13 protein-coding genes are annotated in these 17596 nt (G+C 68.9%); 2 read left to right on the forward strand and 11 right to left on the reverse strand.

Translation table 11 applies throughout. The features are described 5' to 3' along the window. Nucleotides 1–77 precede the first annotated feature (77 nt). Nucleotides 78–818, forward strand: coding sequence for a terpene synthase family protein (locus OG588_RS16665; protein WP_405947981.1), 741 nt, complete (start codon nucleotides 78–80; stop codon nucleotides 816–818). Here the strand turns inward: OG588_RS16665 and OG588_RS16670 are convergent. The 11 genes from OG588_RS16670 to OG588_RS16720 form a co-directional block, all read right to left on the reverse strand. Beyond that, nucleotides 754–2721, reverse strand: a complete 1968-nt coding sequence (locus OG588_RS16670) for a TIGR03960 family B12-binding radical SAM protein (protein ID WP_405947982.1) — start codon at nucleotides 2719–2721, stop codon at nucleotides 754–756. The genes OG588_RS16665 and OG588_RS16670 overlap by 65 nt on opposite strands. 115 nt (nucleotides 2722–2836) lie before the next feature. Beyond that, on the reverse strand, nucleotides 2837–4399 hold the full coding sequence (locus OG588_RS16675; RefSeq protein WP_405947983.1) for a CHAD domain-containing protein: 1563 nt from the start codon (nucleotides 4397–4399) through the stop codon (nucleotides 2837–2839). A gap of 106 nt (nucleotides 4400–4505) precedes the next feature. Continuing rightward, complete coding sequence (rodA, locus tag OG588_RS16680; RefSeq protein ID WP_405947984.1) at nucleotides 4506–5702, reverse strand: rod shape-determining protein RodA; 1197 nt, start codon at nucleotides 5700–5702, stop codon at nucleotides 4506–4508. Beyond that, nucleotides 5699–7963 (reverse strand): penicillin-binding protein 2, encoded by a 2265-nt coding sequence (mrdA, locus tag OG588_RS16685; protein WP_405947985.1) that lies wholly within the window; start codon nucleotides 7961–7963, stop codon nucleotides 5699–5701. Before mrdA ends, rodA begins: the two co-directional genes overlap by 4 nt. Nucleotides 7964–8055: 92 nt before the next feature. After that, nucleotides 8056–8724, reverse strand: a complete 669-nt coding sequence (gene mreD / locus OG588_RS16690; RefSeq protein WP_019063226.1) for a rod shape-determining protein MreD — start codon at nucleotides 8722–8724, stop codon at nucleotides 8056–8058. Nucleotides 8725–8736: 12 nt separating this feature from the next. Continuing rightward, nucleotides 8737–9678 (reverse strand): rod shape-determining protein MreC, encoded by a 942-nt coding sequence (gene mreC / locus OG588_RS16695; protein WP_405947986.1) that lies wholly within the window; start codon nucleotides 9676–9678, stop codon nucleotides 8737–8739. A gap of 184 nt (nucleotides 9679–9862) precedes the next feature. After that, nucleotides 9863–10882, reverse strand: coding sequence for a rod shape-determining protein (locus tag OG588_RS16700; protein ID WP_019063224.1), 1020 nt, complete (start codon nucleotides 10880–10882; stop codon nucleotides 9863–9865). Nucleotides 10883–11158: 276 nt separating this feature from the next. After that, complete coding sequence (gene ndk, locus OG588_RS16705; RefSeq protein ID WP_019063223.1) at nucleotides 11159–11572, reverse strand: nucleoside-diphosphate kinase; 414 nt, start codon at nucleotides 11570–11572, stop codon at nucleotides 11159–11161. 114 nt (nucleotides 11573–11686) lie between these two features. After that, nucleotides 11687–12052 (reverse strand): DUF4233 domain-containing protein, encoded by a 366-nt coding sequence (locus OG588_RS16710; RefSeq protein ID WP_266856704.1) that lies wholly within the window; start codon nucleotides 12050–12052, stop codon nucleotides 11687–11689. A gap of 6 nt (nucleotides 12053–12058) precedes the next feature. Beyond that, nucleotides 12059–13546: a bifunctional folylpolyglutamate synthase/dihydrofolate synthase gene (locus OG588_RS16715; protein ID WP_405947987.1), complete on the reverse strand. Its 1488-nt coding sequence runs from the start codon at nucleotides 13544–13546 to the stop codon at nucleotides 12059–12061. 207 nt (nucleotides 13547–13753) lie between these two features. Beyond that, nucleotides 13754–16378, reverse strand: coding sequence for a valine--tRNA ligase (locus OG588_RS16720; protein ID WP_405947988.1), 2625 nt, complete (start codon nucleotides 16376–16378; stop codon nucleotides 13754–13756). A 135-nt stretch (nucleotides 16379–16513) separates the two neighbouring features. Between OG588_RS16720 and OG588_RS16725 the strand changes: the two genes are divergently transcribed. Then, entirely contained in the window at nucleotides 16514–17527 is a 1014-nt protein-coding gene (locus OG588_RS16725; protein ID WP_405947989.1) for a hypothetical protein, read from the forward strand. The last annotated feature ends 69 nt before the right edge of the window (nucleotides 17528–17596 follow it).

Consider the following 17596-nt stretch of genomic DNA (forward strand, 5'->3'; position numbering starts at 1 on the left):
GGGCCAGGCGCACCAACTGGCGCGGGATGCCGTTGAGTTGATCGAAGCTCACTGAAAACGCCTATGGCACCGGCGCAATGCACGCCGTCATCGTCTGGAAACCGAGGCTCTGCAGCCTGACGGGAGACCCCGGTGAACGAGCTGCCCATCTCTGCCCCAACGGCGAACGAACCCCGCACCTGGGATTCCCGCACGACAGGCTCGCCGCCTTCCTGCTCGGCGACTACACACAAGGCCTGGGACTGCCTCCGCGGCTGCGCCGACTCCACAGCCGCTGGAAGACGGACTGGATCGAGAGCGAACAGCGGATGGCGGCCTACGGCAACACGCCGGACCCGGCCTTCATGGAGGACCGCCACCACGCGGTCGGGATGATGCTGGGCCCGGTCGTGTTCACCCAACACGGCCTCGGCATCGATCTGCCCTCCGACGTCATCGAACACCCCCTCTTCCAGGAAGCGCTCTGGAGCCCGGTGCGCGTGGCCTCCTGGCAGAGCGACCTGTTGACGCTCGAAGCCGAGGAAGCACGCGGCGAGTTCGTCAACACGGTCGGCGTCGTCTCAGCCACCCTCGGCGCCTCCCACCAGGAGAGCGTCGCCGACCTCGACTCCTACCTGGACGGCATCCTCAGCGCGTCAGCCGGGTTCCTCGGCTGGAACCAGATGACCGACCGAAAGGTGACCGCCATGGAACGCGCTCGGATCCTCGCATGGAGGGGGCGGCGCGGCGATCCGCCCCACCGCCTCACTCACGTCAGTGCGTGTGCCCACTCCCCGCCGGCTGCTTCACCGTCAACGGCAGCAACTTCTTGCCCGTAGGCCCGATTTGAATGGACGTGTCCATCTGCGGACACACCCCGCAGTCGAAGCACGGTGTCCACCGGCAGTCCTCGACCTCCGTCTCGTCGAGGGAGTCCTGCCAGTCCTCCCAGAGCCAGTCCTTGTCCAGGCCCGAGTCCAGGTGGTCCCAGGGCAGGACCTCCTCGTACGTCTTCTCGCGGGTCGTGTACCAGTCGACGTCGACGCCGAACGCGGGCAGCGTCTTCTCGGCGCAGCGCATCCAGCGGTCGTAGGAGAAGTGCTCGCGCCAGCCGTCGAAGCGGCCGCCGTCCTCGTAGACCGCGCGGATGACCGCGCCGATCCGGCGGTCGCCGCGCGACAGCAGGCCCTCGACGATGCCGGGCTTGCCGTCGTGGTAGCGGAAGCCGATCGAGCGGCCGTACTTCTTGTCGGCGCGGATCTTGTCGCGGAGTTTCCCGAGACGCGCGTCCGTCTCCGCCGCCGAGAGCTGCGGGGCCCACTGGAAGGGGGTGTGCGGCTTGGGGACGAAGCCGCCGATCGAGACCGTGCAGCGGATGTCGTTCTGGCCGGAGACCTTGCGGCCCTCGGCGATCACCTTCATCGCCATGTCGGCGATCTGCAGAACGTCCTCGTCGGTCTCCGTCGGGAGGCCGCACATGAAGTACAGCTTCACCTGGCGCCAGCCGTTGCCGTACGCCGTCGAGACCGTGCGGATGAGGTCTTCCTCCGACACCATCTTGTTGATGACCTTGCGGAGGCGTTCCGAGCCGCCCTCCGGCGCGAACGTCAGGCCGGACCTACGCCCGTTCCTCGTCAGCTCGTTCGCCAGGTCCACGTTGAACGCGTCCACGCGGGTCGACGGCAGCGACAGGCCGACCTTGTCCTCCGTGTAGCGGTCCGCCAGGCCCTTCGCGATCTCGCCGATCTCCGAGTGGTCCGCCGACGACAGCGACAGCAGGCCTACCTCCTCGAAGCCCGTCGCCTTGAGGCCCTTCTCGACCATCTCGCCGATGCCCGTGATCGAGCGTTCACGGACCGGGCGGGTGATCATGCCCGCCTGGCAGAAGCGGCAGCCGCGCGTGCAGCCGCGGAAGATCTCGACCGACATGCGCTCGTGGACCGTCTCGGCGAGCGGGACCAACGGCTGCTTGGGGTACGGCCATTCGTCGAGGTCCATGACGGTGTGCTTGCTCACCCGCCACGGGACACCGCTCTTGTTCGGTACGACCCGCGCGATGCGGTGGTCCGGCAGGTACTCGACGTCGTAGAAGGCCGGGATGTAGACCGAACCCGTCTTCGCCAGGCGGAAGAGGACCTCCTCGCGGCCGCCGGGGCGGCCCTCCGCCTTCCAGGCTCGGACGATCTTCGTCATGTCGAGGACGGCCTGTTCGCCGTCGCCGATGATCACCGCGTCGATGAAGTCCGCGATCGGCTCGGGGTTGAAGGCCGCGTGGCCGCCTGCCAGCACGATCGGGTCGTCGAGCGTCCGGCTCTTCGACTCCAGCGGGATGCCCGCCAGGTCCAGGGCCGTGAGCATGTTCGTGTAGCCGAGTTCGGTGGAGAAGGAGAGACCGAACACGTCGAACGCGCCCACCGGGCGGTGGCTGTCGACCGTGAACTGCGGGACCTTGTGCTCCCGCATCAGCGCCTCCAGGTCCGGCCACACGCTGTACGTGCGCTCGGCGAGGACGCCCTCCTGCTCGTTCAGGACCTCGTAGAGGATCATGACGCCCTGGTTGGGCAGGCCGACCTCGTACGCGTCCGGGTACATCAGCGCCCAGCGGACATCGCACGACTCCCACGGCTTGACCGTGGAGTTGAGCTCGCCGCCGACGTACTGGATCGGCTTCTGCACCTGTGGGAGCAGGGCTTCGAGCTGCGGAAACACGGACTCTGCGGCCGCAGCGACTTCGGCAGGCATCTCGCGAACCTTCGTGAGCGGGACTGAACGGACGGGTGACCATCCAGACTAACGCGCTCCCGGACCTCACCCGTACGCACCAATCACTCACGGGCCTCCCGGTGCGCCTCAGCCGTCACCCCTGGGCGGATCCCTCGGCCACGATCTCCTCCCACGCCCCCGGCAGCGCCGCCTCCACCCCCGCCGCCCGCTGCTCCTCCCGCCCGTACAGCACCCCGTACGTGAACGAGCTCTCCCCCACCGCGTGCGCCACCGCGGACAGCTCGCGCAGGATCTCGCGGACCATGACGCTGTCCTGGTGCTCGCCGAGCAGGCTGGTCAGCGACTTCATGGACTTGGCGAGCGTGCGGGCCGGGGTGCCCAGGGGCGGCGTCGCCGCCTCCGCCGCGTACCGGGTGCGCTTGGCCTTCTTGCGGGCCTCGTGCAGGGCGAAGTCACGGTCCGGGCCCGGCGGCGCCCCGATCGCCTCCTCGACGAGTGCGGAGACCTTCCCGAAGTCCTTGCCTACGGCCTTGCCGATCACCTTGGACGGGTCGCCGGCCGCGGCCTCCAGGAGGGGCGGGTCGGCGATCACCGCGTCCAGGGTGTCGAGGAGCGCGAGGTAGCGCTGGGAGTCCAGGACGCCGATCAGCCGGCCGCGTGATCCGCCGCGCCGGGCGTTCGCCCAGGTGTCCAGGCGGGTGCGGATCGGGCCGGAGATCAGGGTGTCGGGCAGCTCGCCGAGGACCGTGGTCAGGCGTTCGGTCACCACTTCCCGGTCGCGGTCCACGCCCAACTCGCCCGCCAGCCACTTCAGTTCATCGCCGATCGGGTCGGTGACCGTGCGGTCGAGGACCTTGCCGTAGGAGCGGAAGGCGCTGCGCAGCCGGCGGGTGGCGACGCGCATGCGGTGCACGGAGTCGTACGCGTCCTGCCGTACGGCGGGGTCGAGTTCGAGGATCGCGTCGCGCTGGGCGCGGACGTAGGCGAGGACGTGGTCGCCGGCGGTGACCGGAGCCGCGGGCTCCTCGGGCACGGGCGGCGCCTTGCGCTTCTTCTTCGACCCCGACTTTCCCGACCCCGACTTTCCCGACCCCGGAGTGCGAGCCGTCTCCGCCAGCGCCCGGGCCAGCTTCGACGCGGACGACGACGGTCGTACGCCCGCCTTGCGCAACCGTTTCTCCACCTGGTCGAGGAAGTCCGGGTCGCCGTCGTCGGCGAGTTCGACCTCGATCTCGGTCCACTGGGCGGTGCCGCCGCCGTCGGTCAGGCGCTCCGCGCGTACGGCGTCCACGCTGACCTCGGCGAGCAGCGCGCCGTCCGCGTCCACGAGGTGCCGTAGGTCGCGGTCGGAGCGCAGCCGGACCAGGGGCCGCAGTTCGGCCTCGCGGACGCGGGAGCGGACCAGCGCGGCGAGGCTGTCCGGCACGGTGTCGGAGAGCGGTTCCCGGATCTCGTCGCGGACGCCGGGCGCGACCGGCACCTTCAGGTGCCAGCCCGCGTCGGAACCGCCGGTGCGGCGGCGCAGGGTGAGTGCGGCGGCGGCGAGGCGTTCGTCGGCGGTGTCGTAGTACACGGCGTCCAGCTGCGCGACACCCTTGTCGATCACGGCCTTCACCCCGGCGACGCCGGTCAGGTCGGGCAGACCGCTCTCGTCGGACTCGTACTTACGCTCGATCTCGCGCTTTGTGTCCGCCATGACCTGAATCTAGTTGCCCACAGGTCGGAACGGCAGGGGGTATCCCCCATGAACCCGAGGGAAACCCGGGTGAACATGCAGGTAGCGCCCCGCGCAACGGCGGCGGTCAGGCGGACATGGGGCGCTGCACCCGGATCGACTGCAACAGCCCCACCGCGAGCCACACCGCGAACATCGACGTTCCGCCGTACGACACGAAGGGCAGGGGCAGGCCGGTGACCGGCATGATGCCGAGGGTCATGCCGACGTTCTCGAAGGCCTGGAAGGCGAACCAGGCGACGATCCCGGCGGCGACGATCGTGCCGTAGAGCTCGGTCGAGTCGCGGGCGATGCGGCAGGCGCGCCACAGGACCACGCCCAGGAGGACGAGGATCAGGCCCGCGCCGACGAAGCCCAACTCCTCGCCCGCGACGGTGAAGACGAAGTCTGTCTGCTGCTCGGGGACGAACTGGCCGGTCGTCTGGGAGCCGTGGAACAGGCCCTCGCCGGTGAGGCCGCCGGAGCCGATGGCGATGCGGGCCTGGTTGGTGTTGTAGCCGACGCCGGCCGGGTCGAGGCTCGGGTTGGCGAAGGCGGCGAAGCGGGCGATCTGGTACTCGTCCAGGAAGTGCAGCTGCCACACGGCGACCGCGCCCAGGACGCCCGCGCCGAGCAGGCCGAAGATCCAGCGGTTCGGGGCGCCGGAGGCCAGCAGCACGCCGAGCACGATGATGACCATGACCATGACCGAGCCGAGGTCGGGCATCAGCATGACGATCATCATCGGCACCGAGGCGAGGCCCAGGGCCTGGAGGACCGTGCGGTGGTCGGGGTGGGGCTTGTCGCCCGCGTCGACCCGGGCGGCGAGGATCATCGCCATGCCCAGGATGATCGTGATCTTCACGAACTCCGAGGGCTGGAGCGAGAAGCCGCCACCGAGCACGATCCAGGAGTGCGCGCCGTTGACCGTGGAGCCCAGCGGGGTGAGCACCAGCAGGATGCCGAACACCGAGGCGCCGTACAGGAAGGGGACGACGACGCGCAGGGTGCGGTGGCCGACCCAGATGACGGCGATCATCAGGGCGATGCCGATGCCGGTGTTCATCAGGTGCCGGAGCAGGAAGTAGTACTGGTCGCCCTGGTTGATCTCGGTGCGGTTGCGGGTCGCCGAGTAGACGAGCAGCGAGCCGATCAGGGACAGGCCGACCGCCGACAGCAGTATCGGCCAGTCCAGCCGGCGGGCCAGCGAGTCACGGGCGAAGACCCGCGTCCAGCCGGCCCGGTCGGGCCCGTATCCGGAGACGGAGAAGCTGTTGCCGGTCATGTGAGCATCCTCCGGCTACCCCTTCTGCGCGGACGCCTACGGGTGTTGCTGTTGGTGGTGGACGGTGAGGGCGCGATGGCCGGCTGCTGGGTGTCGTCCGCGGGCGTGACGCCGCCCTCGGTCGCCTTCTCCTGCTGCTTCTCCAGCTCCTTGGCCGGGTCGGCGGTGATCTTCGGGGAGGCGATCGTGCCGTCGGCCCGGACCTTCGGGAGGCTCGTCTGCGGCGTGGGCAGCATCGCCTTCTTCTTGTCGATGGAGCCGTCGGCCTGGACGCCGTACATCGCGTTGTAGATGTTGCGCACGGCCTCACCGGAGGCGCCCGAACCCGTACCGGCCTGGGCGATCGTCATGACGACCGTGTAGTCCTTGGTGTACGTCGCGAACCACGAGGTGGTCTGCTTGCCGTAGACCTCGGCGGTACCCGTCTTGGCGTGCAGCTCGATCTTGTCCTGCGGCCAGCCCTGGAACTTCCAGGCGGCGGTACCACTGGTGACCACGCCCGCCAGGGCCTTGTCGATGCCCTTGTGGGTGGCCGCGCTGATCGGCAGCTTTGCCTTCACCTGCGGCTTGATCTCCTGGACCGTCTTGCCGTCGGCGCTGACGATCGCCTTGCCGATGGTCGGGACGTACTCGGTGCCGCCGTTGGCGAGGGCGCCGTAGATCATGGCCTCCTGGATCGGCGTGACGAGGGTGTCGCCCTGGCCGATGGAGTAGTTGATCGAGTCGCCCTCACGCATCTTGTTGCCTTCGAGGCAGTTCTCGTACGCGATCTGCTGGACGTACGTGCCGCCCTTCTTGCCGGTCTTGCACCAGTAGGCCTTGTTGGCCTCGTAGGTCTCCTGCTTCCACTTGCGGTCCGGGATCCGGCCGGTGACCTCGTTCGGGAGGTCGACGCCGGTGACCTTGCCGAGGCCGAACTGGTGGGCCGCCTTGTAGAAGTAGTCCTTGGGCTCACCCTTCTTCGGGTTGATGCCGCCGTCCTTCTTCCACTGGGCGTCGGCGAGACCGTAGAAGACCGTGTCGCAGGAGACCTCCAGCGCGCGGCCCAGCGAGATGGGGCCGAAGTTCTCGCCCTCGAAGTTCTTGAAGACCTGGCCGCCCACCGAGTACGAACTCGTGCAGGGGTAGCCGCCGTCCCACTCGTAGCCGGCCTCGACCGCGGCGGCCGTGGAGACCACCTTGAACGTCGAACCGGGCGCCGACTGACCCTGTATGGCCCTGTTGAGGAGCGGGTAGTCGGAGTTCTTGCCGGTGAGCTGCTTGTAGTCCTTGGCGGAGATGCCGCCGACCCAGACGTTCGGGTCGTACGTCGGCGCGGACGCCATCGCGACGATCCGGCCGGTCTTGGCCTCCATCACGACGACGGCACCGGAATCGGCCTTGTAGTTCTCGCCGGTGATCTTGTCGAACTGCGTGCGGGCGGTCTTCATCGCCTTGTCCAGCTGGTACTCGGCGACTCGCTGCACGCGCGCGTCGATGCTGGTGACGAGGTTCGAACCGGGCTGCGCGGCATCGGACTTGGCCTTGCCGATGACGCGGCCGAGGTTGTCGACCTCGTAGCGGGTGACGCCGGCCTTGCCGCGCAGCTCCTTGTCGTACTCGCGCTCCAGGCCCGAGCGGCCGACCTGGTCGGAGCGCAGATACGGCGAGTCGGAGTCCTTGGCCTGGGTGATCTCGTCGTCGGTGACCGGCGAGAGGTAGCCGAGGACCTGGGCCGCGTTGGCGTCGCCGGGGGCCGCGTAGCGCCGTACGGCCTCGGGCTCGGCGGTGATGCCGGGGAAGTCCTCGGCGCGCTCGCGGATCTGCAGGGCCTGCTTGGCGGTGGCCTCGTCGGTGATCGGGATGGGCTGATAGGGCGAGCCGTTCCAGCAGGGCTGCGGGGTCTTCGCGTCACACAGCCGGACCTTCTGGATGACGTCCGCGGGCTTCAGGCCCAGCACGCCGGCCAGCTTGGTGAGGACGGCCTTGCCGTCGTCGGCCTGCTTCAGCAGGTCGGTGCGGGAGGCGGAGACCACGAGCCGGGTCTCGTTGTCGGCGAGGGGCACACCGCGCGCGTCCAGTATCGAACCGCGCACCGCGGGCTCGACGACCTGCTGGACGTGGTTGCCGGACGCTTCCTTCTGGTACGCGGCGCCCTCACGGATCTGCAGGTACCAGAGGCGCCCGCCGAGGGTGCCGAGGAGGGAGAGGACGAGAATCTGGATGACGACGAGCCTGATCTGAACCCGTGGAGTCCGACCGGTCTCCGGGATGTTGGTCACTTGTGCTGCCTCCCCCTCTCAGTGCGTGTACACGATGCGTGTATGAGTCATATACGACGGACCTGTGAGTCCGTGGGCCAACTCCCCGGTGTTCAAAGCCGCTTGACCCCCTTGATGCGCCCGGCCCGGGCCACCCGCGCGCGAGCCGTCTTCATCCGCAGGCCGCCGCGCTGACCGCCGATCTTCAGGCCGGTGCCCGAGGAGAGCCAACCCGAGGAGATGTCGGCCGACTTGGCGGCGTTGGTCTCGGCGAGCGGGTCGTTGTCGGCGCGCCGGGCCAGCGCCATGACGCCGGGGACGACGAACGGGGCGAGCAGCAGGTCGTACAGGGCGGCCGTGAACAGCAGGCTGCCCAGGCCCACATGACGGGCGGCGGTGTCGCCGACGAGGGCGCCGACACCGGCGTAGAGGACGGTGGCGCCGATCGCGGCGGCGACCACGACGGCCATCGGGCCGGTCGCCGACTTGAGGCGGCCGTTCTCCGGTTTCGCGAGGCCCGCGAGGTAGCCGATGACGCACAGGACGAGGGCGTAGCGGCCGGCCGCGTGGTCGGCGGGCGGGGCGAGGTCGGCGAGGAGGCCCGCGCCGAAGCCGATGAGGGCGCCCGCGACATGGCCGTAGACCATGGCGAGGCCGAGGACCGTGAGGAGCAGCAGGTCGGGGACGGCGCCCGGGAGGTGGAGGCGGGCGAGGACGCTCACCTGGATCACGAGGGCGACGACGACCAGCGGCACGGAGAGCAGGATCCGGTTGACACGCATGGGGAGGGGCTCCTACTGCTGTTGCTGGCCGTCGACCGGCGCGTTCGCGGACGGGGTGACCGTGACGGTCACCGTCGGGGTCGGGGTCGGCTTGGACTTCGCGGGCAGGACCGTGTCGCGCGGGTCCTTCTTCGGGGCTTCCACGACGACGCCGACGATGTCGAGCTTGGTGAAGTTCACGTACGGCGTGACGTACAGCGTGCGGGTCAGGCCGCCGCCGGAGGGGTCGACGCGCGAGACGACACCGACCGGGACGCCGGGCACGAACGGCTTGTCGGCCTGCGAGCCGAAGGTGACCAGACGGTCGCCCTTCTGCACCTCGGCCTTGCCGTTGAGGAGTTCGACGCGCAGCGGGCCGTCGCCCTCGCCGGAGGCGAAGCCGAGTTCGTCGTTGCCCTCCATGCGGGTGCCGACGGTGAAGTCGGGGTCGTTGGCGAGGAGGACGGTGGCGGTGTCGGGGCCGACGGTCGTCACGCGCCCGACCAGGCCGTTGCCGTTCAGGACGGTCATGTCGCGCTTGATGCCGTCGTTGGCGCCGATGTCGATGGTGACCGTCCAGGAGAAGCTCTGGGCGGCTCCTATCGCGATGACCTGGGCGCCCTTGATGCCGTACTGACCCTCGCCGGCCACCTTCAGCATCTTGTCGAGCTGGGTCAGGCGGCTGCGGTTGCGGTCGTCGCTGCCGAGCTTCGCCTTGAGGGCCGCGTTCTCCTTCTCCAGGACCGCGAGCCGGTCGTGCCGCTCACCGGAGTCGCGGACCGCGGAGACCGCGTCACCGACCGGGTCGACGGCGGACGACACACCGTTCTCGATCGGGCCGAACACGGTGGCCGCGGCCCGGCGGGCTCCGTCGACCGGTGAGTCCTGCCCTCCCCGGATGTCCACCGTGATCAACGCGAACGCTACGGCGATCAGCAGCACCAGGAGCAGCCGGCTCTCTCGTGTGTCCCTCACGTGCGGCGGCCGTGCCTTCCTCATAGAAATGTGCAGAGGTTCGGGTATGCAGGTGTGTAGGCAGGTGTGTGTACGGAGGCCCCGTCAGATGTGAATGGAGGCTTATGACGGAGCCTATGCCTCCGTATCAACGATCCGCCGCACGAGAGGAGATCATCCCGTACGGCGGAATCGAAGCGTTACGTCATCTGCGCGGCTGGGCGTCCAGCACCTGCTGGAGCGCCTCGAACTCCTCGACGCACTTTCCGGAGCCGAGCGCCACGCTGTCCAGCGGGTCCTCGGCGATGTGGATCGGCATACCGGTCTCCCGGCGCAGCCGCTCGTCGAGACCCTGCAGCAGGGCTCCGCCGCCGGTCAGAACGATTCCGCGGTCCATGATGTCCCCGGACAGCTCCGGCGGACACTTGTCGAGGGTCGTCTTCACCGCGTCGACGATCGCGTTGACGGGCTCTTCGATCGCCTTGCGGACTTCGGCCGCCGAGATGACGACGGTCTTGGGCAGGCCGGAGACCAGGTCCCGGCCACGGATTTCGGTGTGCTGGTCGTCGTCGAGGTCGTACGCGGAACCAATCGTGATCTTGATCTGCTCAGCCGTCCGCTCACCCAGAAGGAGCGAGTACTCCTTCTTGATGTGCTGGATGATCGCGTTGTCCAACTCGTCGCCCGCGACGCGGATGGACTGGGCGGTGACGATGCCACCGAGCGAGATGACCGCGACCTCCGTGGTGCCGCCGCCGATGTCCACCACCATGTTGCCCGTGGCCTCGTGGACCGGCAGGCCGGAACCGATGGCCGCGGCCATGGGCTCCTCGATGATGTGCACCTGGCGGGCCCCGGCCTGGGACGACGCCTCGATGACGGCACGGCGCTCGACGCCCGTGATGCCCGAGGGCACACAGACGACGACGCGGGGGCGGGCCAGATAGCGCCGCTTGTGGATCTTCAGGATGAAGTAGCGGAGCATGCGCTCGGTGATCTCGAAGTCGGCGATGACACCGTCCTTCAGCGGACGTACGGCAACGATGTTGCCGGGCGTGCGCCCGATCATCTTCTTGGCTTCGGAGCCGACCGCGAGAATGCCACCGGTGTTGGTGTTGATCGCGACGACGGACGGCTCGTTGAGTACGATCCCGCGACCCCTGACGTACACCAGCGTGTTGGCGGTCCCGAGGTCGACAGCCATGTCACGGCCGATGAACGACATTGAGTTCCCCATCAGGATTCGTCTGGCCTTCCTGGGAGCTTTTGAGGGCTTTTCAGGTCGGCGAAGTGGGTGCAGTGACGTGAAGGCTTCCATCGTAGACGCGCCATCACGAACACTGCGCGAGGGTCTTCGCCATTGTCAGCATGTGAGGCACGGCCTCGCTTGTGGAGACGGCCCAACGGGGGCACTCGTTCCCCCGATCGGCACGCATATGCCAAGAGACGGCCGGAAAAACGCGGCCGTCCCTGGTCAGGCATGTGGGTTACTGATGGAGATTCAGCCGCGCCCGGGGAAGAAGATCTTCACCTCGCGTTCGGCGGACTCCTCCGAGTCCGAGGCGTGGATCAGGTTCTCGCGCACGATGACACCGAAGTCGCCCCGAATGGAGCCGGGGGCGGCGGCGATCGGGTCGGTCGGACCGGCCAACTGGCGTACGCCCTCGATGACCCGCTCGCCCTCGACGATCAGGGCGACGACGGGACCGGAGGCCATGAACTCCACCAGCGGCTCGTAGAAGACCTTGCCCTTGTGCTCGCCGTAGTGCTGCTCCAGGGTGTCCTGGTCCAGGGTGCGCAGCTCCAGCGCGGTGATCCGCCAGTCGGCCTTGCGCTCGATCCGGCTGATGATCTCGCCGGTCAGGCCACGACGTACGGCGTCGGGCTTGAGCAGGACGAGGGTGCGCTGGGTCACGACGGGGCTCCTTCTGATCATGATGGTGCGGGTCGACTCACGGTCGTCTCACGACAATCCCGAGGTTACAGGGCGTGTCCATGCGCCCATTACGCAACGTCAGGTGTAGTGGAGTCACGCCGCGCCGGGAGTGGCGGAGTCCGCCTGCGCGGCCTGCGCCGCGAACCGCGCCTTCGCCTCGTCGATCTTCCGGCCGTAGTGCACCGAGGCCCACCACAGGGCCGCGAAGATCGCCCCGAGGAAGAACATCGACGGCACGACCAGGCCCGACGCGATCAGCGCGATCTGCAGCGCCCAGCCGAGCGCGATGCCGGCCGGCCGGGTCACCACGCCGCACAGCGCGACGGACAGGAACATCGCGATGCCGCACACCGTCCACACGGTGGAGGTGGTCAGGTCCGGGTCCTTCATGGCCACGAGCCCGGCAAAACCGATCACGAAGAACTCGCCGATCAGCGTCGAAGAACAGAGCGTACGCACGGAGACTCAGCCCCTCCCCAGGAGCAGTCGGGCTTCACCGACGGTGATGACGGAACCGGTGACGAGCACACCGCCGCCCGCGAACTCGCCGTCCTCCTCGGCCAGCGTGATCGCGGCCTCCAGCGCGTCCGGCAACCGCGGCTCGACCTGCACCCGCTCGTCGCCGAACACCTCGACGGCGATCCCGGCCAGCTCGTCCACGTCCATCGCACGGTGACTGGAGTTCTGCGTGACGACGACCTCGGCGAACATCGGCTCGAACGCTTCGAGCAGCCCGCGGACATTCTTGTCACCGCTGGCGCCCACGACCCCGATCAGCTTGCTGAAGTCGAACGCCTCCGCCACGGCCTCGGCGGTCGCACGGGCGCCCGCCGGGTTGTGCGCCGCGTCCAGCACGACGGTCGGCGACCGTCGCACCACCTCCAGCCGCCCGGGTGAGGTGACGGACGCGAAGGCCTTCCGCACGGTGTCGATGGCGAGCGGATCGGGCCGCTGGGCACCGACACCGAAGAACGCTTCTACGGCGGCGAGAGCGACGGCCGCGTTGTGCGCCTGGTACGGGCCGTGCAGCGGGAGGTAGATCTCCTCGTACTCGCCACCGAGGCCACGCAGGTTGATGAGCTGTCCGCCGACCGCGATGCTCCGGGACACGACCCCGAATTCGAGCCCCTCCCGGGCGACGGTCGCGTCCACCTCGACGGCCTTCTTCAGCAGCACCTGTGCCGCGTCCACCGGCTGCTGCGCCAGGATCACGGTGGCGTCCTGCTTGATGATCCCGGCCTTCTCGGTGGCGATCTCACCGGTCGTCCCGCCGAGGCGGTCGGTGTGGTCGAGGTCGATGGGGGTGACCACGGCTACGTCCGCGTCGATCACGTTCGTCGCGTCCCAGCTGCCGCCCATGCCGACCTCTACGACGGCCACGTCGACCGGCGCGTCCGCGAACGCGGCGTACGCCATGCCCGTCAGCACCTCGAAGAACGACAGCCGGAACTCCTGCTGCGCGTCCACCATCTCGATGTACGGCTTGATGTCCTCGTACGTCTCGATGAAGCGCTCGGCGGAGATCGGGGCGCCGTCGAGGCTGATGCGTTCGGTGATCGACTGGACGTGCGGGGAGGTGTAGCGGCCGGTGCGCAGTTCGAAGGCGCCGAGGAGCGCCTCGATCATGCGGGCCGTGGAGGTCTTGCCGTTCGTGCCGGTGATGTGGATCGAGGGGTACGAGCGCTGGGGGTCGCCGAGGACGTCCATGAGGGCGGCGATACGGCTGACCGACGGCTCCAGCTTGGTCTCGCCCCAGCGGGAGGCCAGCTCGGTCTCCACGTCGCGGAGGGCCTTGTCCAGCGCGGGGTCCTCTGGGCGGCCGGGGACGTCTGCCTGGGGGGCGCCGGTGCCCTGGGCTCGGAGGGTGCGGCTGCCGGCCTCGATGACCGCGAGGTCGGGGTCGCGGTCGGTCTCGGCCTCGATGATCTCGTCGAACGGGTCGCTGTCAGTCACGTGGGTCAGTCTACGGAGGTCCGCGTGGGCTTTCGTCTGCGGGCCGGTGGGGGTCTTCGTCTGCGGGCCCGGTGGGGGCTGGTCGCGCAGTTCCCCGCGCCCCTTGGGTACGGGAGGGCGCCCGGTGCTGAAAAACCCCGGCACCTAAGGCAGTGAGGGGCCCCGGTGCTGAATACGCACCGGGGCCCCTCACCTGACCAGGAACCCCTACGCCTGCGGCAAGCCGTCCAGCTGGTTCTTGATGCGGGCGATGTCCTCGTCGGCCTTGGTGAGGCGGCCGCGGATCTTGTCGACCACGTTGTCCGGGGCCTTGGCCAGGAACGCCTCGTTGCCGAGCTTCGCCGTTGCCTGGGCCTTCTCCTTCTCGGCGGCCGCCAGATCCTTCGCGAGGCGCTTCCGTTCCGCCGCGATGTCGATCGTGCCGGAGAGGTCGAGGGCGACCGTGGCGCCTCCGACCGGGAGGGTCGCCGTCGCCGCGAAGGTGTCGCCCTCGGGCTGGAGGCGGAGGAGCTGGCGGATGGCGGCCTCGTGGGGTGCGAGGGCCGTGCCCTCCAGGGTGAGGCGGGCCGGGACGCGCTGGCCGGGCTGGAGGCCCTGGTCGGCGCGGAAACGGCGGACCTCGGTGATGACCTGCTGGAGCGTCTCGATCTCACGCTCGGCGGCGGGGTCCCGGAAGCCACTGTCCTTCGGCCACTCGGCGATGACCACCGACTCGCCGCCCGTCAGTGTCGTCCAGAGCGTCTCCGTGACGAACGGGACGATCGGGTGCAGCAACTTCAGGGTGACGTCGAGGACTTCACCGAGGACGCGCTTGGAGACCTCGGCCGGTTCGCCGCCCGCCATGAACGTCGTCTTGGACAACTCGACGTACCAGTCGAAGACTTCGTCCCACGCGAAGTGGTAGAGCGCGTCCGAGAGCTTGGCGAACTGGAAGTCGTCGTAGAGCGCGTCGACTTCGGCCACCGTCTCGTTCAGACGGGAGAGGATCCAGCGGTCCGTCGCCGACAGCTGCTCGGCGGGCGGGAGGTCGCCCTCGATCGTCGCGCCGTTCATCAGCGCGAAGCGGGTCGCGTTCCAGAGCTTGTTGGCGAAGTTCCGGGACGCCTGGACCCAGTCCTCGCCGATCGGCACGTCCGTACCGGGGTTGGCACCCTTGGCCAGGGTGAAGCGGACGGCGTCGGAGCCGTACGCGTTCATCCAGTCCAGCGGATCGACCGCCGTGCCCGAGGACTTGGACATCTTCTTGCCGAACTGGTCGCGGACCAGGCCGGTCAGCGCGATGGTCTTGAAGGGGACCTCGCCGTCCATCGCGTACAGGCCGAACATCATCATCCGGGCGACCCAGAAGAAGATGATGTCGTGGCCGGTGAGCAGGACGTCCGTTGGGTAGAACTTCTTGAGATCCGGGGTCTGTTCGGGCCAGCCCAGGGTCGAGAAGGGCCACAGGCCGGAGGAGAACCAGGTGTCCAGGACGTCGGAGTCCTGGGTCCAGCCCTCGCCGCTCGGCGGCTCCTCGTCGGGGCCGACGCAGACGACCTCGCCCTCCGGGCCGTACCAGACGGGAATCCGGTGGCCCCACCACAACTGCCGTGAGATGCACCAGTCGTGGAGGTTGTCGACCCAGTCGAAGTAGCGCTTCTCCATCTCCTGGGGGTGGATCTTGACGCGGCCGTCGCGGACCGCGTCGCCGGCCGCCTTCGCGAGCGGGGCGACCTTGACCCACCACTGCATGGACAGGCGCGGCTCGATGGTCGTCTTGCAGCGCGAGCAGTGGCCGACGGAGTGGACGTACGGCCGCTTCTCCGCGACGATCCGGCCGTCGGCGCGCAGCGCGGCGACGATCGCGGAGCGGGCCTCGAAGCGGTCCAGGCCCTCGAAGGGACCGTGGACGGTGATGACACCGCGCTCGTCCATGACGGTCAGCGACTCCAGGTCGTGCCGCTGGCCGATCGCGAAGTCGTTCGGGTCGTGGGCCGGGGTCACCTTGACCGCGCCGGTGCCGAACTCGGGGTCGACGTGGGTGTCGGCGACGACCGGGATGGTGCGGTCGGTGAGCGGCAGCTTGATGTGCCGGCCGACGAGGTGCTTGTAGCGCTCGTCGTCGGGGTGGACGGCGACGGCGGTGTCGCCGAGCATCGTCTCGGCGCGGGTCGTGGCGACGACGATGGTGTCGTCCCCCTCCCCGTACTTCATGGAGACGAGCTCGCCGTCGTCGTCCTGGTACTCGACCTCGATGTCCGAGATCGCGGTGAGACAGCGCGGGCACCAGTTGATGATGCGCTCGGCGCGGTAGATCAACTCGTCGTCGTAGAGCCGCTTGAAGATGGTCTGGACGGCCTGGGACAGGCCCTCGTCCATGGTGAAGCGCTCGCGGCTCCAGTCGACGCCGTCGCCGAGCCGGCGCATCTGGCCGAGGATCTTGCCGCCGTACTCGTCCTTCCACTGCCAGACGCGCTCGACGAACGCCTCCCGGCCCAGGTCGTGGCGGGACTTGCCCTCCTTGCCGAGTTCGCGCTCGACGACGTTCTGGGTGGCGATGCCCGCGTGGTCCATGCCCGGCAGCCACAGCGACTCGAAGCCCTGCATGCGCTTGCGCCGAGTCAGCGCGTCCATCAGCGTGTGCTGGAAGGCGTGCCCGAGGTGCAGGCTGCCCGTGACGTTCGGCGGCGGGATGACGATCGTGTACGGCGGCTTCTCGCTCTTCGCGTCCGCCTCGAAGTAACCCCGCTCCACCCAGCGCTCGTACAGCGGCCCCTCTACCTCGGCCGGCGCGTACTGGGTCGGCAGTTCGGAGTCGGGCGCTGGTGGCTGCTGCTGAGCGTTCTCGGTCACGGGCCCAGTTTAGGGGTGTCGCGGGGGTGTCCCGAAACGCGTTTGTTCTGTAACGGTGCGCCCCCCGCCGCCATGTGGTTCCTGTGACTGGGCCAGGATGTTTGGATCGCATAAGTATCTGGAGGGGAACCCAGAATGAGCTACAACCAGCCGGGCCCGTACGGCGGGCAGCCCCAGCAGCCCGGACCGTACGGTCAGCCGGGTCCCTACGGCCCGCCTCCTCAGCAGGCGCCGCAGGGCGCCCCCCAGCCCGGCTACGGCTACCCCCAGCAGGCTCCGCCCGCCCAGCCCGGGTACGGCTACCCCCAGCAGCCCCAGCCTCCGCAGGGCGTCCCGCCGCAGGGTCCCTACGGCCAGCCGCAGCAGCCGTACGGTCAGCAGGCGCCCTATGGCCAACCTCCTTACGGGCAGCCCCCGTACGGCGTTCCGCAGCCTCCCCCGGGCGGGGGCAAGAAGAAGACGGGGCTGGTCATCGGCGCGGTCGCGGTGGTCGCCGCGGTGGCCGTCGGCGCCTACTTCGTGCTGGCGAACGGCAGCGGATCCGGTCTCACGGACGACGGTGCCCACAAGCTGACGACGCCGGCGAAGGTGCTCGGCGACTACAACCGGGCGACCAAGGACGGCGACACCAGCGACAACGGCTCGTCGACCGTGAAGGACCTGGAGAAGAGCGGCGTCAAGAACGGCACCGCCGTCTTCGGCGCCTACACGACGGCCGACCTGAGCGGCTACGACCCGGACGACCCCTCCACCGCGCCCGGCCAGGCGGAACTCCTCACGGCCAAGGGCGTCTCCCTCATCGGCGCCTACGGCAAGATCGCCGATCCGGAGAAGGCCCTGGACGCGTTCTTCGCGGACATCCAGAAGGACGTCAAGCAGAGCAACTCCTCCAGCAGCAGCTCGACGGGCGGGAGCGAACTGGTCGGGCAGGCCGAGTCGGTCGACATCGACGGCGCGGTCATGAAGTGCCAGGCGACCAAGGCGACCAACCAGCTGACCAAGAAGCAGCAGACCGACTGGTTCTGCGCCTGGGCCGACTACAGCACCATCGCCATGGTCTCCCCCGGCGACAACACGGCCGACGTGTCGAAGGACACCGCCGTCTCCATGACCACCAAGCTCCGCAAGGAAGTTCGGGTGAAGGCCTGACCCCGAAGGCCTCAACTACGAAGGGCGCCCGGTCAGTTGACTGACCGGGCGCCCTTCGTGTCGTACGGA

Origin of the sequence: Streptomyces prunicolor (assembly GCF_045162825.1) — a bacterium.
GTDB lineage: Bacteria > Actinomycetota > Actinomycetes > Streptomycetales > Streptomycetaceae > Streptomyces > Streptomyces prunicolor.